The sequence below is a fragment of the Streptomyces sp. NPDC048584 genome, assembly GCF_043199595.1.
Taxonomy (GTDB): domain Bacteria; phylum Actinomycetota; class Actinomycetes; order Streptomycetales; family Streptomycetaceae; genus Streptomyces; species Streptomyces edwardsiae.
The window spans coordinates 1-22,721 of record NZ_JBICWF010000009.1; the positions used below are offsets into that span (position 1 = coordinate 1).

The window sequence follows — 22,721 nt, forward strand, 5'->3', positions numbered from 1 at the left end:
GCGGGGGGTGTTCGCGCGGCCCGGCGCTTGCGGGGTGCCGTCGCGCCCACCCGTGCCGCCCTGCGGCACGATTGCCCGCGGATCGCGGATCGCGGGTCGGCGGATCGCGGGTCGCGGATCGCGGGTCGGCGGATCGCGGGTCGCGGGTCGGCGGATCGCGGGTCGCGGGTCGGCGGGTCGCGGGTCGGCGGAGCGCGGGCCGGCGGGTCGCAGGGCGGCGGGTCGCGGCTACTGCGTTACTGCGAAGTGGCGCAGGATCGCTGATGTCAGGTCCGGGTCGCCCTCTGTTTTCAGGCGGTCCGAGACCGCTTCCGGCGTCACCCGGCCGCAGGCCAGGCGGACGAAGGTTTCCCAGTCGAGGGTGAGGGTGGCGGCGGGGCCGAGGGCGGGGGCCGTTTCCAGGGTGCCCCGGCCCTGGATGTCGACGCGGATCGTGCGCAGGAACTCCACCGGGCCGTGCACGTCGATGACCACGGCCGAGCTGCGCGGCGCCTGCGCGAGCTCCGCGACCACGCGTGGCAGTTCGGCCAGCAGCACGTCACGGGCGATGTGCGCGCCGGGGGAGTCGAGGTTGCCGGGCCGGCCGAGGGCGGTGCGCAGATCCTGCTCGTGCGCCCATACGGCGAACGCGTGCCGGCGCATCGACTCCTCCAGCGTCAGCTCCGTGCCGAGCGGACCGCGCACCGTGGTGCCCGGCTCACGCGTCTCGTTCCGCAGCTGACGGTTGCGGCGGATGATCGAGAGCTCCAGCTCGGAGGTCATCTCCGGCGCCGTGTGGTGGCGGCGCACATCGACCTGCATCTCCATGTACCGCTGGTGGTCGTTGGTGACGTGGAACAGGTCGCGCGGCAGCGTGTGGATGGGGCGCGGGTCGCCGTACATCTCGGAGTCCAGCCCGATGACATGCGAGACCACGTCCCGGACCGACCACCCCGGGCACGGCGTCCGCCGGTTCCAGTCGGCCTCCGGGAGCGGCTGCACCAGCTCGGATATCGCCTCGATGGAGTGGGTCCAGGCGTCGGCGTAGGGCTGGAGGGCGGGATGCAGGCTCACGGAAACGGGACCCCTCGGCGGTCGGTACACGGGCAGGTTGCGGCGGCGTGCCAGTGGGCGGTGGCTGCACTGCGTGGGTGTCTCGAGTCGCTAAGTTACGCTGCTGTGAGGCACCCCGGCAGTGCTTTCGTGTGACGATCGTAGGCCCGTGTGCGCGGGTCGAATGCCAGGACGGTGGTAGTGTGCGCGCTTCCTTGCTCCAAGTCGCCGTGAACGAGGGCGAATCGGTCGAATCGCGGCGGCTGCGCGTCGCCGGGATGGTACGGGATCAGGCCGGGGCCGATCTCGTCGTCCTGCCCGAGCTGTGGACCACGGGCGCGTTCGCGTACGAGGCGTTCGGCAGCGAGGCGGAACCGCTCGAAGGTCCCACCTACGAGGCGATGGCCAAGGCCGCGAGCGACGCGGGCGTGTGGCTGCACGCGGGGTCGATCCCCGAACGTGACCCCGACGGTCCCCTCTACAACACCTCCCTCGTCTTCTCCCCCGCCGGTGAACTCGCCGCCGCCTACCGCAAGATCCACCGCTTCGGCTTCGACAAGGGCGAGGCCGTGCTGATGGGCGCGGGCGACGCACTGGTGACGGTCCGTCTGCCGGACACCGTCGTCGGTGTGGCGACCTGCTACGACCTCCGCTTCCCCGAACTCTTCCGCGGTCTCGTCGACGCGGGCGCCGAGACCTTCGTCGTCCCGGCGGGCTGGCCGGAGCGCCGCCGCTCCCACTGGACGCTGCTGGCCAGGGCCCGCGCGGTGGAGAACCAGTCGTTCGTCCTCGCGTGTGGAACGGCCGGGACGCACGCCGGAGTTCCGCAGGCGGGTCACTCGATCGTGGTCGATCCGTGGGGCGAGGTCCTCGCGGAGGCGGGCCCCGACGAGGAGACCCTCACCGTCGACTTCGATCCGGCCACGGTCACGGGCACCCGCGAACGCTTCCCGGCACTGAAGGACCGCGTCCTGGGCCTGGCCCGCCCCGAGCGTCACTCCTAGTCGTCCTCCCGTTCCCTCTCCGCCAGGTGGATCACGCACACCGCCACCGCGATCAGCAGCGCCGGGTCCGCGTCCTCGCGGACGACGTCGATGCCGTACGTCTCCCGGACGTGCAGCCGGCGGCGGGAGACCACGGCGAGCAGCTCACCGTCGTACTCGACCGCGAACTCCCGGTCGGCGATCCGGCCGCTGACGTCCAGTTCGGTGCCGCCGTCCGCCAGCGCGACGCGGTAGTGGTTGCGCAGCAGCGACAGCCGTTTGCGGCGGACGGTCGCCAGCGGCTCACCGTCCCGCTCGATCACCATCGTGTCCCGCAGGGCGAACATCTTCTGCCGGATGTCGATGAGCACGCGCCCCTCGGTGTCCTTCAGCTCGAAGGTGTCCCGCAGCCGCATCGCCTTGCCGTCGACGAGGAAGACCTTGTTCCCGTGGTCGTCCTCGATCCAGTAGTCGTCCCCGATCCCGAGGATCCGGTCCCGCACAAGGAATCTCATGGTTCCACCGCTTCCCCGCCCCGCGTTCCGAAACGCCGCCGGTAGGCCGACGGGCTGAGTCCCGTCTCGCGCCGCAGCCGCGCCCGCAGGTTCGCCGCCGTCCCCAGGCCGCTGCGCGCGGCCACGATGTCCAGCCGGACCTCGCCCCGCTCGATGAGCCGGCACGCCAGCGCGACCCGCTCCCCCGTCAGCCACGCGAGCGGCGTGGCGCCGAGCTGGGCGCGGAACCGCCGGTGCAGGGTCGCCGGACTCACCGCCGCCCGTGCCGCCAGGTCCGCCACCGTCATCGGCTCGCCCAGCCGTTCCTGCGCCCAGGCCAGGAGCGGGCCCAGCGATGCGTCCGGTACGGGCGGCACCGGCCGTTCCACGAACTGGCGCTGCCCGCCGTCCCGGTGCGCGGCGAACACCAGCCGCCGTGAGACCGCGTTGGCGGTCTCGGCGCCGTGGTCCCTGCGCCAGAGGTGCAGCCCCAGGTCCAGGGCGGCCGAACTGCCCGCGGCGGTGAGGACGTCCCCGTCGTCCACGAAGAGCACGTCCGGTTCCAGCAGCACGCGCGGGTGCAGTGCGCGGAAGGCGTCCGCCCACATCCAGTGTGTCGTGGCGCGGCGCCCGTCCAGCAGCCCCGCCTCGGCGAGGGCGAACGTGCCGGTGCAGAAGCTGACGACACGGGCGCCACGCGCGTGCGCGCGCCGGATCGCGGCGAGGACGGCCTCCCCGCGCGGTACGACGTTGTCGGGCCGTCCGGGTACGACGAGGGTGCCGGCGTCGTCCACGGCGTCCAGCCCGGCCGCACCGGTCATGGTGAAGAACCCGTGGTTCATGGGCACGTCCGGCGTGGGCGTGCACAGCGTCACCCGGTAGGGGGCGTACGGCATCCCCAGTTCGGGCCGTGGCAACCCGAACAGCTCGGTGGCCACGCCGACCTCGAACGGGTTGGTGCCCTCGTCGACGATCACGGCGACATGGTGGGTACGCGGAGGCTGAGAGGATCCTTGCGGCATGCGCGATTTCTAGCACTGTCCCGGTGCCGGCGCGTCGGCGAGGCTGGCGGCATGTCACGAGAACCCCTCTCCCTCGACCGGGCCCTCGCCTCCTTCACGGAGCGGTGGAGCCCCCGCATCGTCACCGCCGTCAACGACTACGACGTACGCGTCGCCAAGGTGGAGGGCGAGCACGTCTGGCATGTGCACGACCACACCGACGAGTTCTTCCTCGTCCTCGACGGTGAGCTGCACATCGCCCTGCGCGAGCCGTCGGGCGAGCGCACGGTCGTCCTGCCGAAGGGCTCCGTGTTCACGGTCCCCCGCGGCACCGAGCACAAGCCGTACGCCCCCGCCCCCACCGCGATCCTCCTCTTCGAACCCACCGGCACCCTCACCGTCGGCGACCGCCACGACGAGGTACCGGACCACGTCGACACGACGACGGGCCACGCGCTCGGCTGAGCGGCGAGGCGGGTGTCAGCCGGAAGCCTGGTGTTCCACGCGGTGCCGGATGTACAGGCCCGCGCGGCACCCGCCCGCTGCTTCCCGCAGCGGCTCAGACCCCGTACCCGTCGCTGTAGCCGTCGCGGGTGCGGGGGCGGGTGGTGTCGTCCACGACCGGGGTGGCCGGGGGTACGACGACCCGCCTGCGGCGGGCGATGCTGCTGAACGTCGCGACGCCGATCAGGCCGACGATCATGAAGATGACGCCGACCAGGTCAAGGTTGACACCCTGCATGTCCCAGTCGGTGGCGAACGTGAGAATTGCTCCTACGGCGATGAGGATGATGCAGCCGCCGAGGCCCATGAGTGTCGCCTCCCTGTCCGGTGGTTCCGGTGGCAACCGGGTACCCGGGCGGACGACACCCATGCGTCGTGGGTCAGTTGACTAGCCCTCAAGAAAGGCGACCAGCGCGTTCGCCAGCAGGTACGGGTCCTTCGCGCCGCAGAGTTCGCGGGCGCTGTGCATCGACAGGATGGCCACGCCGATGTCGACGGTGCGAATGCCGTGCCGGGCGGCCGTGATCGGGCCGATCGTGGTGCCGCACGGCATCGCGTTGTTGGAGACGAACGACTGGAACGGGACGTCCGCCTTCTCGCAGGCCGCCGCGAACACCGACCGGCCGGAGCCGTCGGTGGCGTAGCGGTTGTTGACGTTGACCTTGAGGATGGGGCCGCCGTCGATCCGCGGATGGTGCGTCGGGTCGTGCCGTTCCGCGTAGTTGGGGTGGACGGCGTGACCGGTGTCGGAGGAGAGGCAGACGGTGCCGGCGAAGGCGCGCGCCCGGTCCTCGTACGATCCGCCGCGCGCGAACACCGAGCGCTCCAGGACGCCGCCGAGCAGCGGGCCGTCCGCGCCGGTGTCGGACTGGGAGCCGTTCTCCTCGTGGTCGAAGGCGGCGAGGACCGGGATGTAGGGGAGGGCGGAGCCCTTGGCGGCGACGGCGGCGAGCGCGGCCGTACCGGCGTGCACGGAGAGCAGGTTGTCCATGCGCGGGCCGGCCACCAGCTCGCGGTCGCGGCCCAGACAGGCCGGTGCCTCGACGGAGTGGACCATCAGGTCCCAGCCGGTGACCTCACCGGAGGCGAGCCCGGCGGTCTCCTCCAGGAAGGAGATCAGGTCGCCGTCGCGGACGTCGTCGCCCAGGCCCCACACCGGCTGCATGTGCCGCTGCTTGTCGAGCTTGAGGCCGTCGGCGTTGACCGAGCGGTCCAGGTGGATGGCGAGCTGCGGGACCCGCAGCAGCGGGCGGTCGACGTTGACCAGCCGGGTGGAGCCGTCACGCAGCGACAGCCGCCCGGCCAGGCCGAGATCCCGGTCGAGCCAGGAGTTGAGCAGCGGCCCGCCGTAGATCTCCACGGCGACCTGCCGCCAGCCGTGCGCCCCGCTGTCCGGGCGGGGCTTCACCCGCAGGTTGGGGGAGTCGGTGTGGGCGCCGACGATCCGGAAGGGCGTGTGCGCGTCCGCGCCCTCGGGGACGTACCAGGCGATGATCGCACCGCCGCGCAGCACGTACCTGCCGCCCGTGGCCCCGTCCCAGGCGTCCGTCTCCGCGACCTGACGGAAGCCCGCCTTCTCCAGCCGCTCGGCTGCGTTCGCCACGGCGTGGTACGGCGTCGGACTCGCCGCGAGGAAGGACATCAGATCGTCGGTGTGGCCGCGGTCGAAGCGGGAGGGTGCGCTCATGGGGTTCACCTTAACGAGGACGAGGGCCCGCTTCCCGGTGCGGGAGCGGGCCCTCGTACGGGGTCCGGCTGAATCTCGTGGGGTCTGTCCCAGGAGGTCCGGGGAGGTCCGGGAGGGTCCCGGAAGAGTCCTAGAAGGCCGCCTCGTCCAGTTCCATCAGGTCCAGTTCGACGCCCTCGGCGACCTTGCGGGCCAGGGTGACGCCGGGCAGGACGTTGGCCGCGAAGAACTTCGCCGCCGCGATCTTGCCGGTGTAGAAGGCGACGTCCTTCGCGGAGGCCGTCGGGAGCTTCTCGGCGGCGATCGCGGCGCCGCGCAGCAGCAGGTAGCCGACGATCACGTCACCGGACGCCATCAGCAGGCGGGTGGTGTTCAGGCCCACCTTGTAGATGTTCTTGACGTCCTGTTCGGTGGCCGCGAGGTCGGTGAGCATCAGGCCGACGATGGCCTCCAGCTCGACGGCCGCCTTGGCCAGGTGCTCGCGGGCCGCGCCCAGCTCCTCGCCGCCCTCGCCGAGCGCCAGGAACTTCTTGATGTCCTCGGCCAGCGAGTTCAGTGCCGCGCCCTGGTTGCGGACGATCTTCCGGAAGAAGAAGTCCTGGCCCTGGATCGCGGTGGTGCCCTCGTACAGGGTGTCGATCTTGGAGTCCCGGATGTATTGCTCGATCGGGTACTCCTGGAGGAAGCCGGAGCCGCCGAAGGTCTGCAGCGACTGGGCGAGCTGCTCGTAGCCCTTCTCGGAGCCATAGCCCTTGACGATCGGCAGCAGCAGGTCGTTGAGCGCGTGCTCGGTCCGCGTGTCCTCGCCCGCCGCCTCTTTCACCGCGATCGCGTCCTGCACCGACGCCGTGTACAGCACCAGCGCGCGCATGCCCTCCGCGTACGCCTTCTGCGTCATCAGCGAGCGGCGTACGTCGGGGTGGTGGGTGATGGTGACCTTGGGTGCGGCCTTGTCCATGAAGTTGGCCAGGTCCGGACCCTGGACGCGCTCCTTGGCGTACTCCAGCGCGTTGAGGTAGCCCGTCGAGAGCGTGGAGATCGCCTTCGTGCCGACCATCATGCGGGCGAACTCGATGATGCGGAACATCTGGCGGATGCCGTCGTGCTTGTCGCCGATCAGCCAGCCCTTGGCGGGGTGGCGGTCGCCGAACGTCATCTCGCAGGTGTTGGAGGCCTTCAGGCCCATCTTGTGCTCGACGTTCGTGGCGTAGGCGCCGTTGCGCTCGCCCAGTTCGCCGGTCTCGAAGTCGAACTCGTACTTGGGGACGAGGAAGAGCGACAGGCCCTTGGTGCCGGGGCCGGCGCCCTCGGGACGCGCGAGCACGTAGTGGAGGATGTTCTCCGACATGTCGTGCTCACCGGACGTGATGAACCGCTTCACGCCCTCGATGTGCCAGGAGCCGTCCTCCTGCCGCACGGCCCTGGTGCGGCCGGCGCCCACGTCCGAGCCGGCGTCCGGCTCGGTGAGGACCATGGTGGAGCCCCACTGCCGCTCGACGGCGATCCGCGCGATCCTCTTCTGCGTCTCGTTGCCCTCGTCGTGCAGGATCCCGGCGAACGCCGGACCGGAGGAGTACATCCACACGGCCGGGTTGGCGCCCAGGATCAGCTCGGCGTACGCCCAGATCAGCGACGGGGGAGCCGTCGTGCCGCCGATGCCCTCGGGCAGGCCCAGGCGCCAGTACTCGGAGTCCATGAAGGCCTGGTAGCTCTTCTTGAACGACGCCGGCACCGGCGCGGTGTTCGTCTCCGGGTCGAACACCGGCGGGTTGCGGTCGGCGTCCGTGAACGACTCGGCCAGCTCGTTCTCCGCGAGCCGGGTCAGCTCGTCGAGGATGCTCTTCGCGGTGTCGACGTCCATCTCCTCGAACGGACCCGAGCCGTACAGCTTGTCGCGGCCGAGTACCTCGAAGAGGTTGAACTCGATGTCGCGGAGATTCGACTTGTAGTGCCCCATGGCGACGGCTCCCGTTGGAGAGGTATCGGCGAGGCACTGACTCCTCGCAGCTGATTCACGTACCGGCAAGTAGCTACGATGATGCTACCCGTCGGTAATAAGAAGCAACCCCGTTCCGGACATCTGTGACCCAGCCCTCCCGCCGGGTCAGTAGTCTGTGCGGCATGTACGGCTACGACCAGAACGCAGGCGCACAGCAGGGTTACGTTCCGCCGCAGCAGCAGATGCCGGGCGGGTACGGGCAGCAGGCGCCGGCCTATCCCGAGCCGTCCGCGCCCTCGCTCGCCGACGCGGTGCGCGCCTTCACCACCGGGCAGCTGGCGGCCGAGGACTTCCAGCAGGTCTTCGCCACCTCCAAGGTGTACTGCCCGCGCGGCGACAACCCCGGATTCCTCGCCCTGCACAACACCCAGCAGCCGGTGATCCCGATGTTCACCTCGCTGAAGGAGCTGCGGAGGTACGCGGGCAAGGAGTCCAAGTACTTCGTGATCACCGGCGCCGAGGTGATCGATCTGCTGCCCACGGGGTACGGCTTCGTCCTCGACATGGAGGGCGAGCACCGGATGGTGTTCGACGCCAAGGCCGTGGAGCAGATGGTCGAGTTCGCGATGCGCCGTATGTATGGCTGAAGCCATTGCCGCGCGGGCGGCCGACGGCGCCGCCCCGACATGGAGCCCGGAGGGAATGCCCTCCGGGCTTTCCGCGTTCGGGGTGGCAAGAAGTTCAACGCTCAACTAAACTGAGCGTACCTGAGGAGGTACCGACATGCCTGCAGTGACCGTCGAGAACCCGTTGACGCTGCCCCGCGTGACCGCACCCGCCGACGCCGTGGCCCGCCCCGTACTCACCGTCACGACCGCGCCGAGCGGTTTCGAGGGCGAGGGCTTCCCGGTGCGCCGGGCGTTCGCGGGGATCAACTACCGCCATCTCGACCCGTTCATCATGATGGACCAGATGGGTGAGGTGGAGTACGCGCCCGGAGAGCCGAAGGGCACCCCCTGGCACCCGCACCGCGGCTTCGAGACCGTCACCTACATCATCGACGGGATCTTCGACCACCAGGACTCCAACGGCGGTGGCGGCACCATCACCAACGGCGACACCCAGTGGATGACGGCCGGCAGCGGCCTGCTGCACATCGAGGCGCCGCCGGAGCAGCTCGTGATGTCCGGCGGGCTCTTCCACGGGCTCCAGCTGTGGGTGAACCTCCCCGCCAGGGACAAGATGATGGCCCCGCGCTACCAGGACATCCGCAGCGGCAGCGTCCAGCTGCTCACGTCCCCCGACGGCGGCGCGCTGCTGCGCGTCATCGCCGGTGAGCTGGACGGCCACGAGGGCCCCGGCATCACGCACACGCCGATCACCATGGTGCACGCGACGCTGGCGCCGGGCGCGGAGATCACCCTGCCCTGGCGGGAGGAGTTCAACGGTCTGGCGTACGTCATGGCGGGCCGGGGCTCGGTCGGGGCCGAGCGGCGCCCGGTGCACCTCGGGCAGACGGCCGTCTTCGGCGCGGGTTCCTCGCTGACCGTCCGCGCGGACGAGAAGCAGGACTCCCCCACCCCGGACCTGGAGATCGTCCTCCTCGGCGGGCAGCCGATCCGGGAGCCGATGGCGCACTACGGCCCGTTCGTGATGAACACCCGCGACGAGCTGCAGCAGGCGTTCGAGGACTTCCAGAAGGGCCGGCTCGGCACGATCCCGGCCGTGCACGGTATGACCGGGAGCGGCCCCGCGGTCGGCAACGACGGCGCCTGAACACTGCCCGCTTCCGGAAGTGATCCCGGCCGCGTACGGACCCGATGATGTCCGTACGCGGCCGGATCGTGTAGGAGAGGGGCGGTACCGATGGGTGAGCGCCGAGTGGTGCGGAAGATGCTGCGGCGGATGGAGAGCGGGGAGCCCGTCCGGGTGTCACGCGCCTTCCCGACCACGACGAGGCTCGCCCGGCTCGCCGCCGTGGCCCAGCGGTTCGGGTACGCGTACGCGGATGTACGACGGGGCGGCGGTCCCCGGGGCGACGGCTATCTGATCGTGATCGTGCCGGACCCCTCCCCCGAGGCCCGCGCGCGGGCGGAGCGGAACCGGCAGCGGTATCCGAGGGCCGCCGCCGGCGGCGAGCTGCCGCGCGTCGCGCCCGAGGCGGTCGAGCTCCTCAAGGCCCGCATCACGTTCGACATCGCCGCGATGTACAGCGACAGGCAGCTGATCCTGCTCTGCGCCGTCGCCGCCGTCCCGTTGGCCCTGCCGCTCGGCCTGCTTCTCGGCTCGGGCGTCTGGGAGGCCGTGCTCACCGGTGTCTTCTGGGCCGCGCTGATGGCCTTCGTCCCGCTCGGGCTCGCGGCCAACCGGCGCTACCGGACCAGGTACGCCGCGATCCTGCGGTCGGCCGGTTTCACACCGGTGACCGACCCGTCGGGCCGGACGCGGTATGTGCCGTCGGCCGGCCGGCTCGCCCACTGAGCCGCCGGGCCGTTCAGCGGGCCCCGGCCTCCTCCGTCTCGTAGAGCTCGAACCAGATGCTCTTGCCCCTGCCGCGCGGGGCGACGCCCCACGCGTGGGCGAGCAGTTCGATCAGGACCAGGCCGCGTCCCGAGGACGCCAGCTCGCCGGGTCTGCGCATGTGCGGCAGATCGTCGCCGGAGTCGGTCACCTCGATACGCATCCGGCGGCCGTCGACGCCGTCGGTGACCTCGGCGAGCAGCAGGGCGTCCGTGTCGGTGTGCACGAGGACGTTGGTGAGCATCTCCGACAGCAGCAGCACCGCCGAGTCCACCTGGTCCGACGAGGACCAGTCGTGCAGCAGTTCCCGCAGCTGCTGCCGGGCCACCGAGACCCGCTCGGGCTCGGCCTGCGCCACCGTCAGCGCCGTACGGCGCACCGGCGGCTCCGCGGTGTCCGGTTCCACGCCGCAGCCGCAGCCTTCGCCCTCCCGGGACAGCAGGATCATGGCGATGTCGTCCTCGCGGCGGTCGGCGAGCGGGCCGGTGGTGTGGTGCGAGGAGGGGCCGTGCACCGCCTGTACCAGGGCGTCGGCCAGTTCCTCCTGGTCGCCCTTGTGTTCCTCGAGGATGCCGCGCAGCCGCTGCCAGCCGGTGTCCAGATCGTGGCCGCCGGTCTCGATCAGCCCGTCCGTGCAGATCAGCAGGGTCTCGCCGGACTCCAGGACCAGCCGGGTGATCGGGTAGTCGGTGTCCGGGTCGATGCCCAGCGGCAGCCCGCCCGCCGTCGGCCGGGTCAGCACGGTCGCGTCGGCCATCCGGATCACCGGGTCCGGATGCCCCGCGCGGGCGACCTCCAGCACCCCGGTCGACGGATCGACCTCGACGTACAGACAGGTCGCGAAGCGCAGCTCGCTGAGGTCCCCGTCGCTGATCCCGTGCAGGAAACGGGACGCGCGGGAGAGCACGGCGTCGGGCCGGTGCCCCTCCGAGGCGTACGCCCGCAGGGCTGTCCGCAGCTGGCCCATCAGCCCCGCCGCCCGTACGTCATGACCCTGGACGTCACCGATGACCAGCGCGAACCGTCCGCCCCGGGACTTCGTCCGGGAGGTGCCGCCCGGCAGCGGGATCACGTCGTACCAGTCGCCGCCGATCTGGAGCCCACCGCCGGTGGGGACGTAGCGGGCGGCGATGCTCATGCCAGGGATGCTCGGGCCGAGCTTCGGCATCATCGTGCGCTGCAGGCCCGCGCTGAGCTCCCGCTCGGTCTCGGCGGTGCCCGCGCGGGACAGCGCCTGGCCCAGCATCCGGGCGACGGTGGTCAGCACCGACCGCTCGTCGGGGGTGAAGGCGACCGGGTAGGCGAAGGCCGCCAGCCAGGCGCCCATGGTGCGGCCCGACGCGGTCAGCGGCAGGAACGCCCAGGACTGCCGTCCGAAGCGCTGGGCGAGCGGCCAGGTGAGCGGGTAGCGGGCTTTGTACTGTTCCGGCGAGGAGAGGTAGACCGCGCGGCCCGTGCGCACCACCTCGGCGGCGGGGTAGTCCGTGTCGACCGGCATATAGGTGAACGGGTGGTCGGATCCGGGCTCGTGTCCGTGGTGACCGATGATCGTGAGCCGGTCGCCCTCGACGCCGAACACGGCCAGTCCGTCCGGGGAGAAGCCCGGCATCGACAGATTGGCCGCGACCCGCAGCACCTCCTGCGTCGACCGGGCCTCCGCCAGCGCACGGCCCGCGTCCAGCAGGAAGGCCTCGCGGGAGCGCCGCCAGTCGCCGGTGACCGCGCTGCGTCCGGCGGGCGTACCGGGCGCGGGCTCGGTCACCTCCTGGAGGCTGCCGGTGAGGACGTACGCCTTGCGGTCCCGGTCGAAGGAGGGCTTGGAACGGCTGCGCACGACGCGGACGACCCGCTTGCGGTCGTCCATGATCCGGATCCGCACCTCGGCGAGGGTGCCCTCGGCGACGGCGAGCTGGACCACTCCCCTGATCTCGTTCCAGTCGACGGGGTGCAGACGCGCGCGGACCTGGGCCTCGGTGAGGGTGACCTGCTCGGCGGGCAGGCCGAGCAGCCGTGCGGCGACGGCGTCGACCGTGACCTCCCCGGCCGCGGTGTCCCAGTGCCACAGACCGGTGTCGAGGGCGGCGAGGACGTCCCCCAGGGCGGGCAGGGGCTCACCAGTGCGCATTGCTCCACTTTATGAAGATGCTGACGAAAACTGCCACCGCGTCCCACGGGTAATGACGGAGAAGCGATCTTGGGCCGGCCGGTAGGCTTGGGGCGAGTTTCACGTGAAACAACGCCCCCGATCCGCGAAGGCTGGATGAACGACGATGCATCGGTACAGGTCCCACACCTGCGGCGAGCTCCGCGCCTCTGACGTCGGCACCGACGTCCGGCTGAGTGGCTGGCTGCACAATCGGCGCGACCTGGGCGGCATCCTCTTCATCGATCTGCGCGATCACTACGGCATCACGCAGCTGGTGGCCCGTCCGGGCACCGAGGCGTACGAGGCGCTGGACAAGCTCTCCAAGGAGACGGTGGTCCGCGTCGACGGCAAGGTTGTCTCCCGCGGTGCGGAGAACATCAACCCCGAGCTGCCGACGGGTGAGGTCGAGGTCGAGGTCGGCGTCGTCGAGGTGCTGGGCGCCGCCGCCCCGCTGCCCTTCACGATCAATGCGGAGGACGGGGTCAACGAGGAGCGGCGTCTGGAGTACCGCTTCCTGGACCTGCGCCGCGAGCGCATGCACCGCAACATCCTGCTGCGTACGTCGGTCATCTCGGCGATCCGCCACAAGATGACGGCGCTGGGCTTCAACGAGATGGCGACGCCGATCCTGAGCGCCACCTCCCCCGAGGGCGCCCGTGACTTCGTGGTCCCGTCCCGGCTGAACCCGGGCCGGTTCTACGCGCTGCCGCAGGCCCCGCAGCAGTTCAAGCAGCTGCTGATGATCTCCGGCTTCGACCGCTACTTCCAGATCGCGCCCTGCTTCCGTGACGAGGACGCCCGCGCGGACCGCTCGCCGGGCGAGTTCTACCAGCTCGACGTGGAGATGAGCTTCGTCGAGCAGGAGGACGTCTTCCAGCCGATCGAGAGGCTGATGACCGAGCTGTTCGAGGAGTTCGGCAACGGGCGTCATGTGACGTCCCCGTTCCCGCGCATCCCGTTCCGCGAGGCGATGCTCAAGTACGGCTCCGACAAGCCGGACCTGCGCGCCCGGCTGGAGCTCGTCGACATCACCGACGTCTTCGAGGGCTCGGAGTTCAAGGCCTTCGCCGGCAAGCACGTCCGCGCGCTGGCGGTGCCGGACGTATCGGCGCAGCCCCGTAAGTTCTTCGACCAGCTCGGCGACTACGCCGTCTCGCAGGGCGCGAAGGGCCTGGCCTGGGTCCGCGTCGGCGAGGACGGCAAGCTGACCGGCCCGATCGCGAAGTTCCTCACCGAGGAGAACGTCGCGGAGCTGACCAAGCGCCTCGCGCTGGCCCCCGGCCACGCGGTGTTCTTCGGCGCGGGCGAGTTCGACGAGGTCTCCAAGATCATGGGCGCGGTGCGGGTCGAGGCCGCCAAGCGCGCCGGACAGTTCGAGGAGAACGTCTTCCGCTTCTGCTGGATCGTCGACTTCCCGATGTACGAGAAGGACGAGGAGACCGGCGCGATCGACTTCTCGCACAACCCGTTCTCGATGCCGCAGGGCGGCCTGGAGGCCCTGGAGACCCAGGACCCGCTGGACATTCTGGGCTGGCAGTACGACATCGTCTGCAACGGTGTCGAGCTGTCCTCCGGCGCGATCCGGAACCATGAGCCGGAGATCATGCTCAAGGCGTTCGAGATCGCGGGCTACGACCGCGAGACGGTCGAGGAGAAGTTCGCCGGCATGCTCCGCGCGTTCCGCTTCGGCGCCCCGCCGCACGGCGGCATCGCCCCCGGCGTGGACCGCATCGTCATGCTCCTCGCCGATGAGCCCAACATCCGCGAGACCATCGCCTTCCCGCTCAACGGCAACGCCCAGGACCTGATGATGGGCGCCCCGACGGAGCTGGACGAGACCCGCCTGAAGGAACTCCACCTGACGGTCCGCAAGCCCCAGCCGAAGTAACCCCGGCAGCAGCGAAGGGGCCCGGAACCGCCGAGACGGTGGTTCCGGGCCCCTTTCCGCGTGCACGCGGGCCGTCAGGCCGCCGGATCCTCCTCGGCGAAGAGGTCTTCGGCACGCTCGACCGTGCCGGAGCGGTCGAGCCAGTCGTTGAGGCGGTCGAGGTCGGTGCAGGTGGCGATGCGCTCACGGACGTCGTCGGAGAGCGCGAGGCCCCGCACTTCCAGCACGCGCAGGATCCCCCGGGCTTCGCCCCGGGCTTCACCTCGGGCTTCACCCGTGGCCTCGCCTTCGGCCTTGCCCTCCAGGTACTTCTCCTCGAAGAGCGTTCCGTGCCCCGGGAAGTAGGTGACGGCGTTCTCCATCAGTTTCCTCCAGTTCTTCCTGGTCGGAGTGGACTCCAGACCTACCTCTACCACCTCGAACCAGTACTTTGTGGTGTCCCGGTCGAAGGACGCGAGCCCGCGGGCGACCGTTTCCAGTATGGCCGCTGCCCTCCGGCTCTGGCTGTGAACGATGGCCGAGAGTGCTGCCAGGGCCGGCTGCTGGACCACCACCGTCTCGTCGGTGACCTCGGGGACGGTCTGCGGGCCCAGCACGAACGGTCGGGTGACCTGGGTCGACCAGGGGCCCACGGCGCACTCGAAGGGGCCCATCGCCCAGGCCGCTGTCGAGCGGTCGCGGCAGACCGCGACCAGCAGCACAGGCAGGTCGTACTTCGCGCGCAGGTAGGCGACGTAGTACGCCCAGCTGTTCGCCTTGTCCGGGTCCTTCTTCGTCTGTGCCTCGACGGCCAGGATGAAGTGCTCACCCATATCGGGCTCGAACATGAGGACCGTGTCCGCGCGGCGCTCCATCGGGCGGATCTCGGTGACATCCGGGGAGAGCTCGTGGAAGTCCGTCTTCACAGGGGGCGGGAGACCCAGTGCTTCGAAGACGGGCGTGAGGGCCTCCGGGTGCTTCCGGAAGAGCTGGTGGGAGGCCTCGTGTGTCGCTGTGACCATGAGCGCAAGCCTGGTGCGCTCATGGCCTATGCGTCCGGCATATGAAGGGCGTTCACCCGATCGGGTCAGCGCGCCACGAACTGGGTGAGGATGGCCTGGACCTCGTAGATGTCGACGCCCTTGGTGAAGGTCTTCTGGACGGGGGTCGGGGAGCCCGAGAGCCAGATCTTCAGTTCGGCGTCGAGGTCGAAGGTGCCGGCGGTCTCCACCGCGAAGTGGGTGATGCTGCGGTACGGGATCGAGTGGTACTCGGTCTTCTTGCCGGTGATGCCCTGCTTGTCGACCAGGATCAGGCGGCGGTCGGTGAAGAGGATGGTGTCGCGGATCAGCAGGTAGGCGGCGTGCACCTGTTCGCCGTGCCCGAGCAGACGTGCGTACTCCTGCTGCGCCTGGGCCGGGTCGATGCTGTGCGCGTTGCCGAACAGTGCCATGGGTGTCCCCCGTGTGATCTGGTTATTTGTTCGATCTTCGCGCAGGCGGAGGGCCCGGGAGAAGCCTCCGCCTCTCCCGGGCCCCTGCTGTAGCGAGCGCGTTACGCGGCCGGGTTCTCCGCGATACGCGAAGCCGCCGCCGTCAGCCGCGACTACGCGTCGTCGAAGATGCCTTCGGCGGTCGGCGCCGTGACGGCTCGGCGGTGCCAGTGGCGCAGGATCTCGGGGTCGCCGCAGTCGGTGATGCGCTCCCGGACCGCTTCGGGGACGTCGACGCCGCGCACGTCAAGGATCTCCAGGATGTCCTCGGCGGCGCGTCGGGCCGCGCCCTCGGCCCGGCCCTCGGCCCGGCCTTCGTCGCGGATTTCCTCGGAGAGGTCGGACTTGTAAAAGGAGAGGTCCACGGCCACCAGTTTCCTCCACAGTTGTGCGGCCGGGTGCTTGCCCAGGCCTTGTGCGATGAGTTCGATGATCGGGTCGGCGACATCCGGCGGGGTTTCCCGCAGAACGGTCGTCATTGACTTGAGTATGGCCCCGGCGTCCGGATGCGTGGCGTGCGTGATTGCGGACAGCGTGGCGAGGGCGAGGTCCTTGCGTGCTTCGGCCGGGTTGGTGATCACCGGCATGTTGTGCGGCCCCGCGACCAGCGGCCGCAGGGTCAGCAGGGGCCACTGGCGGGGGCCGAAGCTGACTTCGCGTGCGGCCCATTCCGCGGTGGCGCGATCCTGGCAGACGATCAGCAGCATCGGCTGGAGCCGGTACTTGTTGAGCAGGTACGAAGCGTAGTACGCCCAGCTGGCGGGCTTGAGAGCGTCCTTCCTGCTTTGGGCCTCGACCGCGAGGAGCAGCGGCTCGCCGTCCTCTGTGTCCAGCCGCAGGAGCGTGTCCACGCGGCGTTCGACGGGGCTGGTCTCGGTGAGGTCGTTGGGCAGGACGGTCACCGAGGTGGGCGTAGGGAAGTCGACGCCGAGCACCTCGGACACTCTGGAGAAGAGGTCCGGGTACTGCTGGAAGATGCGGTGCATCGCCTCGTGGGGCGAGTTGACCATATGGGTTCCTGTGAGCGGAGGGATGAGGGACGGGTGATTCGTCAGGTGGTCGTGCGGGCGGGTTGCCGTAGTGCGAGGCAGCCCTGGCAGTGGTGGGGGTCGGGGCCTCGGTAGGCGTGGTCGCAGGTGTCGCAGTTGCGCAGGGGGTGCCGGACGGGCGGGGGCTGTTCGGGGGCGCGGTAGGGCGGGAGGGGCGGGAGTTTGGCCGTCAGGCGGTGGGCCAGGAAGGCGGCGGGACGGACCAGGGGCTCCGGGGGCAGACCGGCGGCCAGGGCCTTGCGTACGGCGGCGGGGGTGAGGTCCCGTTCCAGCCAGGCGGCGACGCCGGGGGCGAGGTGTTCGGCGTCGGTGGCGGACAGCAGCAGGCGGGGGTCCTCGCGGCGCAGGCCGGCCAGGACGTCGGTGGCCGCCCGGAGGAGGTCCGGCGAGGTGTACGCGGGCTTCGGTACGGCGGGGAGGGCGCGGCGGCGCGGGGGTTCCTGCTGCGGGACGGTGGTCGCGCGGCGGGTCGGGGGACGGGCCGGAGGGCTGGGCGCCTCGTCCGGTCCGGACGGGGCGTCGCGTCGGCCGGGCTGGTTGCAGGAGACGGTGCGGGTGACGAGGCGGCCGGTCGGAGTGCGTTCGCGGATACGGCGCAGGTAGCCGTGCGTCTCCAGCTCGCGCAGGGCGTTGGCGATCCGGGTCGGGCCCTCCGGGAAGCGGGCGGCCAGTGACTTGATGCCGATGGGGGCGCCGGTGGGGAGGGACTGGATGTGGCAGGCCAGTCCGATCGCCAGCAGGGAGAGGTCCGGGTGCTGGGCGAGGTGGTTGCCGATCACCGTGAAGCGGGCGGTGTGGCGGGCGTTGTCGTGGGTGACGCCGCCGGGGTGCCGCTTCGTCCCGGTGCGGCGGGAGGGGTGGTTTTTGTCGTCGTTACGGGACTGGGCGTGCGGGGGCACGCTAGTGTTTTGGGTGTTCATCGGGAAGGTTCTGCTTCCTTGGTGGGTAGGCCCTCGCAGTGGGACGTCACTCCCGGCGGGGGCCGTTTACGTGTCTGGGGTCGTTGTGTCGTGCTGCGCAGAGCGTAGGGCTGACAACCCGTCACATACCTAATCCAACCGGTGATGTTCACCCACGCGAGTGATCCTGCGTCTCGGGCGGGAGGGGTGGGGCTTGGTGGGGGTCCTTTCCCTCTCGTGGTCCTTGGGGAAGACAGCCGGGAGCACCGGAACACACAGGGTCGGGTTTCGGTACCGGTGACGTTTTAGCCGGTCAGGAGGGTGGCAGATCGATTTCCGCCCATACGGTCTTGCGGGGGACCGGTCCCAGCCGCACGCCCCAGCGGTCGGCTAGGGCCTCGACGAGGAGCAGGCCGCGTCCGGACTCGGCGTCGGGGTCCGGTACGCGGCAGAGCGGAAGGTCGTCACCGTGGGCGTCCGTGACCTCGATACGGAGGGTTCCGTCACGGTCCAGGAGTGCGAGGCGGAAAAGGTGAGCAGCCGGGCGAGCCGGGCATCGCGGGTCGTGGGTGACAGGAGCACGCTGAAGTGGTCCGCGGGTGAGAGGAGTTGGGTGGACTTTTCGCTGTTCACGGGACCGAGGGTGGCCTGACGTGCTTACCGTAATAGTGACAGCGCAGATACGCAGGGTGACTGTCGGAGCTTGTCGGCCGCTGCCCGAACCGTCGGAAACCGGCCTGCGGGCACGGGCGTTGCACAGCACGGCGGTACGACAGAGGGGTGCGGTATGTCGGTGGACGGCGAGGCGGTACGGCTCCGGGCCGGGACGGAGGAGGACGAGCCGGGGTGGGAGGTGGACCCGGAGGACGAGTGGGGCATGGCCGTACTCGCCACGGTGGGTCGCCAGTTGAGGCTGCGGCGGGAGGCCGTGGGGATGCGGGTCACCGACTTCGCGGCGGCGGTCAAGTACGGGGACGACCTGGTCTACAAGATCGAGGGCGGGAAGCGGATTCCCCGACAGGAGTATCTGAGCAAGGCCGACAAGGTGTTGGGCGCGGGCGGGCTCATCGCGGCGGCTTGGGAGGACGTGAGAAAGGTCCGGTACCCGAAGAGTGTTCGGGCGCTGGGGAAGTTGGAGGCGCAGGCGGTCGAGGCTGCGCTGTACAGCAACCACAACATCCACGGTCTGTTGCAGACCGAGGAGCATATGCGGGCGCTCTTCGAAGCGTGGCTTCCTGCCTACTCGGATGAGGAAACGGAGCGCATGGTGGCCGCGCGGATGGCCCGCCGTTCGATCTTCGAGCGGTCACCGGCGCCGACGCTGAGTTTTGTCCAGGAAGAGGTGACGCTGCGGCGCCCGGTCGGGGGCAGAATGGTTTGGCGGCGGCAACTCGAACGCCTGTTGGAGCTTGGGCAGTTGCGGAACGTCTCGATTCAGGTGATGCCGACTGACTGCGAGGATCACTTTGGCACGGGCGGACTGATCGAGGTGCTCAAGTTTCCGGATGGTACGGCGGTGGGGCGCACCGAGGGTGCGTTCAGCGGTCGCCCGGTGTCCGAGCCGAAGCAGCTCAGGATCCTTGAACTGCGCTATGGCATGATCCGGGCGCAGGCTCTCACGCCCAGAGAGTCGCGGGCCCTCATCGAGCAGATGCTTGGAGAGACATGATCAGCACCTCCACTGTCCACGACGCTTCTGCGCTGGTCTGGTTCAAGAGCAGTTACAGCAGCAGCGGCGACGGCAACGACTGCATCGAGATCGCCGCGGCCCCTGACGTCGTGCACGTCCGCGATTCCAAGGACATAGGTGGCCCTCAGCTCGCGCTCACGCGCCACGCGTGGGCCGATTTCGTGGCGCACGCGTCGGGGAACTGACCCCTTCACCTGCGCAGAGGCCCGGAAACATGGCGTTTCCGGGCCTCTGGACGTACGTGCGGGTCCTACGCGGTCGGCTTCTCCTCGAGGCGGGGGAAGAGGACCGCGCCCTTGGTGACCGTCGAGCCGGCGGGCAGCAGGCCCCAGGTGCCCGCTTCCGTGACGTCCTGGTCCGCGAGGGCGCCGAGGCCTGCCTCCGCGCCGAGGGAGTCCCAGAGCTTCTGGGAGGTCTCCGGCATGATCGGGTTGAGGAGGACCGCCACCGCGCGGAGGGACTCCGCGGCCGTGTAGAGGATGGTGGCCAGGCGGGCCTTGCCCTCCGGGCTGTCGTCCTTGGCGACCTTCCAGGGTTCCTGCTCCGTGATGTAGCCGTTGACCTGCTTCACGAAGTCGAAGACGGCCAGGATGCCGCCCTGGAAGTCCACCTCCTCGCCGATCTTCCGGTCCGCCTCCGTGACCGCCTTGGTCAGGCCGTCGCGGATCGCCTGCTCCGCCTCGCCGCCGGCCGCCGACGCCGGCAGCTCACCGCCGAAGTACTTGCCGACCATCGCGGCCACCCGGGAGGCGAGGTTGCCGTAGTCGTTCGCCAGCTCGCTGGTGTAGCGGGCGGAGAAGTCCTCCCAGGAGAAGCTGCCGTCCTGGCCGAAGGCGATCGCCCGCAGGAAGTACCAGCGGTACGCGTCCACGCCGAAGTGCGAGGTCAGGTCCTGCGGCTTGATGCCGGTCAGGTTGGACTTCGACATCTTCTCGCCGCCGACCATCAGCCAGCCGTTCGCGGCGACCTTCCCGGGGAGCGGGAGGCCCTGCGCCATCAGCATGGCCGGCCAGATGATCGCGTGGAAGCGGAGGATGTCCTTGCCGACCAGGTGCACGTCGGCGGGGAACGTCGACTCGAACTTCTCCGGGTTCTCGTTGTAGCCGACCGCCGTGGCGTAGTTCAGCAGGGCGTCGACCCATACGTAGATCACGTGCTTGTCGTCCCACGGGACCGGCACGCCCCAGTCGAACGTCGAGCGGGAGATGGAGAGGTCCTGGAGGCCCTGGCGGACGAAGTTCACGACCTCGTTGCGCGCGGACTCGGGCTGGATGAAGCCCGGGTTGGCCTCGTAGTGGGCGAGCAGCTTCTCGCTGTACTCGCTCAGCTTGAAGAAGTAGTTCTCCTCGCTGAGGATCTCCACCGGCTTCTTGTGGATCGGGCACAGCTTCTGGCCCGCGTACTCGCCCTCGCCGTCGAGCAGCTCGCCGGGGAGCTTGTACTCCTCGCAGCCCACGCAGTACGGGCCCTCGTAGCCGCCCTTGTAGATCTCGCCCTTGTCGTACAGGTCCTGCACGAACTCCTGGACGCGGTCGGTGTGCCGCTTCTGCGTGGTGCGGATGAAGTCGTCGTTCGCGATGTCGAGGTGCTCCCACAGGGGCTTCCATGCCTCCGTGACGAGCTTGTCGGCCCAGGCCTGCGGGGTGACCCCGTTCGCCTCGGCCGTGCGCATGATCTTCTGACCGTGCTCGTCCGTGCCGGTGAGGTACCACACCTTCTCACCGCGCTGGCGGTGCCAGCGGGTGAGCACGTCGCCTGCGACGGTCGTATAGGCGTGGCCCAGGTGAGGAGCGTCGTTGACGTAGTAGATGGGGGTCGAGACGTAGTACGCCTTCGCCCCCTGCTTCTCGGATCCAGTGGCCGCCATGGTCGAAATCCTACTGGCCCGGGAAAGGTCGGCTCACACGCGTTTCGGGGGGCGGACGGGGATTCCGTCCGCCCCCCGACCGGGTCACCGTGGTGACTACGGGCGCCAGGACGCCAGTACGCCCTCGTAGAGCTCGCTGTCCGTGAGCTCGCGGGGGGTGGGGCCGGCGTGGAAGAAGGCGGTGTTCTCCGTCTTCAGCTTGCGGAGGTAGTCGAAGGCCTTGTTGTCGTGCTCACCGAAGGCGACGAAGGAGAAGAACACGGTGGGGTGGTTCTTCGCGGCGTCGGTGAGGGACTGGGTGGCGGGGGTCTTGGCGTCCGGGGCGCCGTCCGTCTGGAAGATCACCAGGGCGGGGGTGCCGGCTTCTTCTTCCGCGTGGCGGGTGAGTACGGCTTCCACGGCGGCGTGGTAACTCGTACGGCCCATGCGGCCGAGGCCCGCGTGCAGCTCGTCGATCTTGTTCTCGTGGTCGGTGAGGGTCAGCTCGCCGGTGCCGTCGAGTTCGGTGGAGAAGAAGGTGACGTGGACCGTCGCCGTCGGGTCGAGGTGGGCGGCGAGGGCGAGGGTCTGCTCTCCGAGGGCCTGGGCGGAGCCGTCCTTGTAGTACGGGCGCATGCTCGCGGAGCGGTCGAGGACGAGGTAGATCTTGGCGCGGGCGCCGGTGAGGTCGTGGTTGGTGAGGGTGGTGGCGGCTGCGTTGTAGGCGGTGGCGAGGGTGGGGGGGATCGGGGGGTGGGGTTCGCCTGCGGGCTCGGCTTCGCCTTCAGCGGGGGATTCGTTCCCACCCGCACCGCCCGTGCGGCTTTCGTCGTCGGGTGCGGGTGGCCCCTGTGGGGTGTCCTCGCCGTCGGCGGGCTCGGGCTCCGCCTCGGGCTCCGCGTCGGGCTCCGCCTTGGTTGCCGGCTCGGGGTCGGCGGCGGCTGCGTCGGGCTCGGGGTCGGCCTCGGCTTCGCCTTCGGCGGGGGATTCGTTCCCACCCGCACCGCCCGTGCGGCTTTCGTCGTCGGGTGCGGGTGGCCCCTGCGGGGCGTCCTCGCCGTCGGCGGCTGCGGCAGGCTCCTCAACGGGGGCGGGCTCGGGGGTTGCCTCCGCCTCGGCCTTGGCCTCGATGACCGGCTCAGGCTCCGTCTCGGGCTTCGGCTTCGGTTCCGGGGCGGGTTCGGCCTTGGCCGTGGGCTCCGGGGCGGCTTCCGGCTCGGGCTTCGGTTCGGCCTTGGCCGCAGGTGCCGGAGTGGGCTCGGGCTGCGGGGCCGGGTCCGGGGTGGTGACCTTGTCGAAGGCTTCTGAGACCAGGTCGTGTTCCGTTCGCGGTTCCGGGACCGACGGGGTGGATGCCGGGGTCGGTTCCGGGGAGGGGGACGGGATCGTCGGCTTGGTCGCCTCGGGCTCCGAGGGCGTCGCCACCGGAGCGGCGGCTTCCACCGCACCCTCCGATTCGGCGGACCTCGCCTTGCGTGACCGGCCGAACGCGTTCCGCAGGAGAGTGAGAATGCCCATGTGCGCAACCCTTCGCATGAGTTGATGCCCGTCAATCCCTGGCCAGGACGGACA

At 70.0% G+C, this 22,721-nt stretch carries 21 protein-coding genes; 8 read left to right on the forward strand and 13 right to left on the reverse strand.

Going from position 1 to position 22,721, the window contains the following annotated elements:
• Nucleotides 1-228 precede the first annotated feature (228 nt).
• A complete protein-coding gene (locus ACGFR9_RS20410) occupies nucleotides 229-1,053 on the reverse strand; it encodes a maleylpyruvate isomerase family mycothiol-dependent enzyme (protein WP_030215233.1) in 825 nt (274 codons plus the stop codon).
• Between the two features lie 182 nt (nucleotides 1,054-1,235).
• Here ACGFR9_RS20410 and ACGFR9_RS20415 point away from each other — a divergent pair, with 182 nt between their 5' ends.
• Nucleotides 1,236-2,036 carry a carbon-nitrogen family hydrolase gene (locus ACGFR9_RS20415; protein ID WP_393210455.1) on the forward strand — a complete coding sequence of 267 codons (801 nt, stop codon included), beginning with the start codon at nucleotides 1,236-1,238 and terminating at the stop codon, nucleotides 2,034-2,036.
• Here the strand turns inward: ACGFR9_RS20415 and ACGFR9_RS20420 are convergent.
• Together ACGFR9_RS20420 and ACGFR9_RS20425 are read right to left on the reverse strand one after the other, a co-directional pair.
• A complete protein-coding gene (locus ACGFR9_RS20420) occupies nucleotides 2,033-2,530 on the reverse strand; it encodes an LURP-one-related/scramblase family protein (protein WP_393210458.1) in 498 nt (165 codons plus the stop codon). The two genes, ACGFR9_RS20415 and ACGFR9_RS20420, sit on opposite strands and share 4 nt — an antisense overlap.
• Nucleotides 2,527-3,531: a helix-turn-helix domain-containing protein gene (locus ACGFR9_RS20425; protein WP_393210461.1), complete on the reverse strand. Its 1,005-nt coding sequence runs from the start codon at nucleotides 3,529-3,531 to the stop codon at nucleotides 2,527-2,529. Before ACGFR9_RS20425 ends, ACGFR9_RS20420 begins: the two co-directional genes overlap by 4 nt.
• Nucleotides 3,532-3,582: 51 nt before the next feature.
• Here ACGFR9_RS20425 and ACGFR9_RS20430 point away from each other — a divergent pair, with 51 nt between their 5' ends.
• Nucleotides 3,583-3,975 (forward strand): cupin domain-containing protein, encoded by a 393-nt coding sequence (locus ACGFR9_RS20430; protein ID WP_393210464.1) that lies wholly within the window; start codon nucleotides 3,583-3,585, stop codon nucleotides 3,973-3,975.
• Nucleotides 3,976-4,069: 94 nt separating this feature from the next.
• Here the strand turns inward: ACGFR9_RS20430 and ACGFR9_RS20435 are convergent, their stop codons facing one another.
• From ACGFR9_RS20435 to ACGFR9_RS20445, 3 genes are all read right to left on the reverse strand, one after another.
• A complete protein-coding gene (locus ACGFR9_RS20435) occupies nucleotides 4,070-4,321 on the reverse strand; it encodes a DUF6458 family protein (protein WP_030856889.1) in 252 nt (83 codons plus the stop codon).
• 81 nt (nucleotides 4,322-4,402) lie between these two features.
• The gene (locus ACGFR9_RS20440; RefSeq protein WP_393210467.1) at nucleotides 4,403-5,701 is read right to left on the reverse strand and encodes a M18 family aminopeptidase; all 1,299 of its coding nucleotides are present in this window, start codon (nucleotides 5,699-5,701) and stop codon (nucleotides 4,403-4,405) included.
• A gap of 130 nt (nucleotides 5,702-5,831) precedes the next feature.
• Nucleotides 5,832-7,658, reverse strand: a complete 1,827-nt coding sequence (locus ACGFR9_RS20445; RefSeq protein WP_393210470.1) for an acyl-CoA dehydrogenase — start codon at nucleotides 7,656-7,658, stop codon at nucleotides 5,832-5,834.
• Between the two features lie 164 nt (nucleotides 7,659-7,822).
• On the opposite strand from ACGFR9_RS20445, the gene ACGFR9_RS20450 reads away from it, so the two are divergent.
• The 3 genes from ACGFR9_RS20450 to ACGFR9_RS20460 all read left to right on the forward strand — a co-directional run bounded on the left by ACGFR9_RS20450 (nucleotide 7,823) and on the right by ACGFR9_RS20460 (nucleotide 10,121).
• Nucleotides 7,823-8,287, forward strand: coding sequence for an SseB family protein (locus ACGFR9_RS20450; RefSeq protein WP_030215220.1), 465 nt, complete (start codon nucleotides 7,823-7,825; stop codon nucleotides 8,285-8,287).
• Nucleotides 8,288-8,423: 136 nt separating this feature from the next.
• On the forward strand, nucleotides 8,424-9,416 hold the full coding sequence (locus ACGFR9_RS20455) for a pirin family protein (protein WP_393210472.1): 993 nt from the start codon (nucleotides 8,424-8,426) through the stop codon (nucleotides 9,414-9,416).
• Between the two features lie 90 nt (nucleotides 9,417-9,506).
• Nucleotides 9,507-10,121 (forward strand): hypothetical protein, encoded by a 615-nt coding sequence (locus ACGFR9_RS20460; protein WP_393210475.1) that lies wholly within the window; start codon nucleotides 9,507-9,509, stop codon nucleotides 10,119-10,121.
• A gap of 13 nt (nucleotides 10,122-10,134) precedes the next feature.
• Here ACGFR9_RS20460 and ACGFR9_RS20465 read toward each other — a convergent pair whose 3' ends face one another.
• Nucleotides 10,135-12,285 (reverse strand): SpoIIE family protein phosphatase, encoded by a 2,151-nt coding sequence (locus ACGFR9_RS20465; protein WP_393210478.1) that lies wholly within the window; start codon nucleotides 12,283-12,285, stop codon nucleotides 10,135-10,137.
• A gap of 145 nt (nucleotides 12,286-12,430) precedes the next feature.
• On the opposite strand from ACGFR9_RS20465, the gene aspS reads away from it, so the two are divergent.
• Nucleotides 12,431-14,194, forward strand: a complete 1,764-nt coding sequence (gene aspS, locus ACGFR9_RS20470) for an aspartate--tRNA ligase (RefSeq protein ID WP_393210481.1) — start codon at nucleotides 12,431-12,433, stop codon at nucleotides 14,192-14,194.
• A gap of 74 nt (nucleotides 14,195-14,268) precedes the next feature.
• Here the strand turns inward: aspS and ACGFR9_RS20475 are convergent, their stop codons facing one another.
• The 4 genes from ACGFR9_RS20475 to ACGFR9_RS20490 all read right to left on the reverse strand — a co-directional run bounded on the left by ACGFR9_RS20475 (nucleotide 14,269) and on the right by ACGFR9_RS20490 (nucleotide 17,634).
• Nucleotides 14,269-15,195 carry a hypothetical protein gene (locus ACGFR9_RS20475; protein ID WP_393210484.1) on the reverse strand — a complete coding sequence of 309 codons (927 nt, stop codon included), beginning with the start codon at nucleotides 15,193-15,195 and terminating at the stop codon, nucleotides 14,269-14,271.
• Between the two features lie 65 nt (nucleotides 15,196-15,260).
• Nucleotides 15,261-15,626: a PH domain-containing protein gene (locus tag ACGFR9_RS20480; protein WP_393210487.1), complete on the reverse strand. Its 366-nt coding sequence runs from the start codon at nucleotides 15,624-15,626 to the stop codon at nucleotides 15,261-15,263.
• Between the two features lie 152 nt (nucleotides 15,627-15,778).
• Nucleotides 15,779-16,675 carry a hypothetical protein gene (locus tag ACGFR9_RS20485; RefSeq protein ID WP_393210490.1) on the reverse strand — a complete coding sequence of 299 codons (897 nt, stop codon included), beginning with the start codon at nucleotides 16,673-16,675 and terminating at the stop codon, nucleotides 15,779-15,781.
• A 41-nt stretch (nucleotides 16,676-16,716) separates the two neighbouring features.
• On the reverse strand, nucleotides 16,717-17,634 hold the full coding sequence (locus tag ACGFR9_RS20490) for a helix-turn-helix domain-containing protein (protein ID WP_393210493.1): 918 nt from the start codon (nucleotides 17,632-17,634) through the stop codon (nucleotides 16,717-16,719).
• Nucleotides 17,635-18,400: 766 nt separating this feature from the next.
• On the opposite strand from ACGFR9_RS20490, the gene ACGFR9_RS20495 reads away from it, so the two are divergent.
• Nucleotides 18,401-19,282: a helix-turn-helix domain-containing protein gene (locus tag ACGFR9_RS20495; RefSeq protein ID WP_393210496.1), complete on the forward strand. Its 882-nt coding sequence runs from the start codon at nucleotides 18,401-18,403 to the stop codon at nucleotides 19,280-19,282.
• Complete coding sequence (locus tag ACGFR9_RS20500; RefSeq protein ID WP_393210499.1) at nucleotides 19,279-19,488, forward strand: DUF397 domain-containing protein; 210 nt, start codon at nucleotides 19,279-19,281, stop codon at nucleotides 19,486-19,488. The genes ACGFR9_RS20495 and ACGFR9_RS20500 overlap by 4 nt, the downstream gene beginning before the upstream one ends.
• Nucleotides 19,489-19,553: 65 nt before the next feature.
• Here the strand turns inward: ACGFR9_RS20500 and metG are convergent, their stop codons facing one another.
• Nucleotides 19,554-21,170, reverse strand: coding sequence for a methionine--tRNA ligase (metG, locus tag ACGFR9_RS20505; protein ID WP_393210502.1), 1,617 nt, complete (start codon nucleotides 21,168-21,170; stop codon nucleotides 19,554-19,556).
• A gap of 96 nt (nucleotides 21,171-21,266) precedes the next feature.
• On the reverse strand, nucleotides 21,267-22,667 hold the full coding sequence (locus ACGFR9_RS20510) for a VWA domain-containing protein (protein ID WP_393210505.1): 1,401 nt from the start codon (nucleotides 22,665-22,667) through the stop codon (nucleotides 21,267-21,269).
• Nucleotides 22,668-22,721 lie beyond the last annotated feature (54 nt).

What these genes read in the sequence shown, in the direction of transcription:
- ACGFR9_RS20440 (WP_393210467.1), bottom strand. Translation starts at nt 5,701, where the DNA reads ATGAGCGCACCCTCCCGCTTCGACCGCGGCCACACCGACGATCTGATG.
- ACGFR9_RS20500 (WP_393210499.1), top strand. Translation starts at nt 19,279, where the DNA reads ATGATCAGCACCTCCACTGTCCACGACGCTTCTGCGCTGGTCTGGTTC.
- ACGFR9_RS20455 (WP_393210472.1), top strand. Translation starts at nt 8,424, where the DNA reads ATGCCTGCAGTGACCGTCGAGAACCCGTTGACGCTGCCCCGCGTGACC.
- ACGFR9_RS20420 (WP_393210458.1), bottom strand. Translation starts at nt 2,530, where the DNA reads ATGAGATTCCTTGTGCGGGACCGGATCCTCGGGATCGGGGACGACTAC.
- ACGFR9_RS20480 (WP_393210487.1), bottom strand. Translation starts at nt 15,626, where the DNA reads ATGGCACTGTTCGGCAACGCGCACAGCATCGACCCGGCCCAGGCGCAG.
- ACGFR9_RS20495 (WP_393210496.1), top strand. Translation starts at nt 18,401, where the DNA reads ATGTCGGTGGACGGCGAGGCGGTACGGCTCCGGGCCGGGACGGAGGAG.
- ACGFR9_RS20465 (WP_393210478.1), bottom strand. Translation starts at nt 12,285, where the DNA reads ATGCGCACTGGTGAGCCCCTGCCCGCCCTGGGGGACGTCCTCGCCGCC.
- ACGFR9_RS20430 (WP_393210464.1), top strand. Translation starts at nt 3,583, where the DNA reads ATGTCACGAGAACCCCTCTCCCTCGACCGGGCCCTCGCCTCCTTCACG.
- ACGFR9_RS20485 (WP_393210490.1), bottom strand. Translation starts at nt 16,675, where the DNA reads ATGGTCAACTCGCCCCACGAGGCGATGCACCGCATCTTCCAGCAGTAC.
- metG (WP_393210502.1), bottom strand. Translation starts at nt 21,170, where the DNA reads ATGGCGGCCACTGGATCCGAGAAGCAGGGGGCGAAGGCGTACTACGTC.
- ACGFR9_RS20475 (WP_393210484.1), bottom strand. Translation starts at nt 15,195, where the DNA reads ATGGTCACAGCGACACACGAGGCCTCCCACCAGCTCTTCCGGAAGCAC.
- ACGFR9_RS20510 (WP_393210505.1), bottom strand. Translation starts at nt 22,667, where the DNA reads ATGGGCATTCTCACTCTCCTGCGGAACGCGTTCGGCCGGTCACGCAAG.
- ACGFR9_RS20460 (WP_393210475.1), top strand. Translation starts at nt 9,507, where the DNA reads ATGGGTGAGCGCCGAGTGGTGCGGAAGATGCTGCGGCGGATGGAGAGC.
- aspS (WP_393210481.1), top strand. Translation starts at nt 12,431, where the DNA reads ATGCATCGGTACAGGTCCCACACCTGCGGCGAGCTCCGCGCCTCTGAC.
- ACGFR9_RS20445 (WP_393210470.1), bottom strand. Translation starts at nt 7,658, where the DNA reads ATGGGGCACTACAAGTCGAATCTCCGCGACATCGAGTTCAACCTCTTC.
- ACGFR9_RS20425 (WP_393210461.1), bottom strand. Translation starts at nt 3,531, where the DNA reads ATGCCGCAAGGATCCTCTCAGCCTCCGCGTACCCACCATGTCGCCGTG.
- ACGFR9_RS20435 (WP_030856889.1), bottom strand. Translation starts at nt 4,321, where the DNA reads ATGGGCCTCGGCGGCTGCATCATCCTCATCGCCGTAGGAGCAATTCTC.
- ACGFR9_RS20490 (WP_393210493.1), bottom strand. Translation starts at nt 17,634, where the DNA reads ATGAACACCCAAAACACTAGCGTGCCCCCGCACGCCCAGTCCCGTAAC.
- ACGFR9_RS20450 (WP_030215220.1), top strand. Translation starts at nt 7,823, where the DNA reads ATGTACGGCTACGACCAGAACGCAGGCGCACAGCAGGGTTACGTTCCG.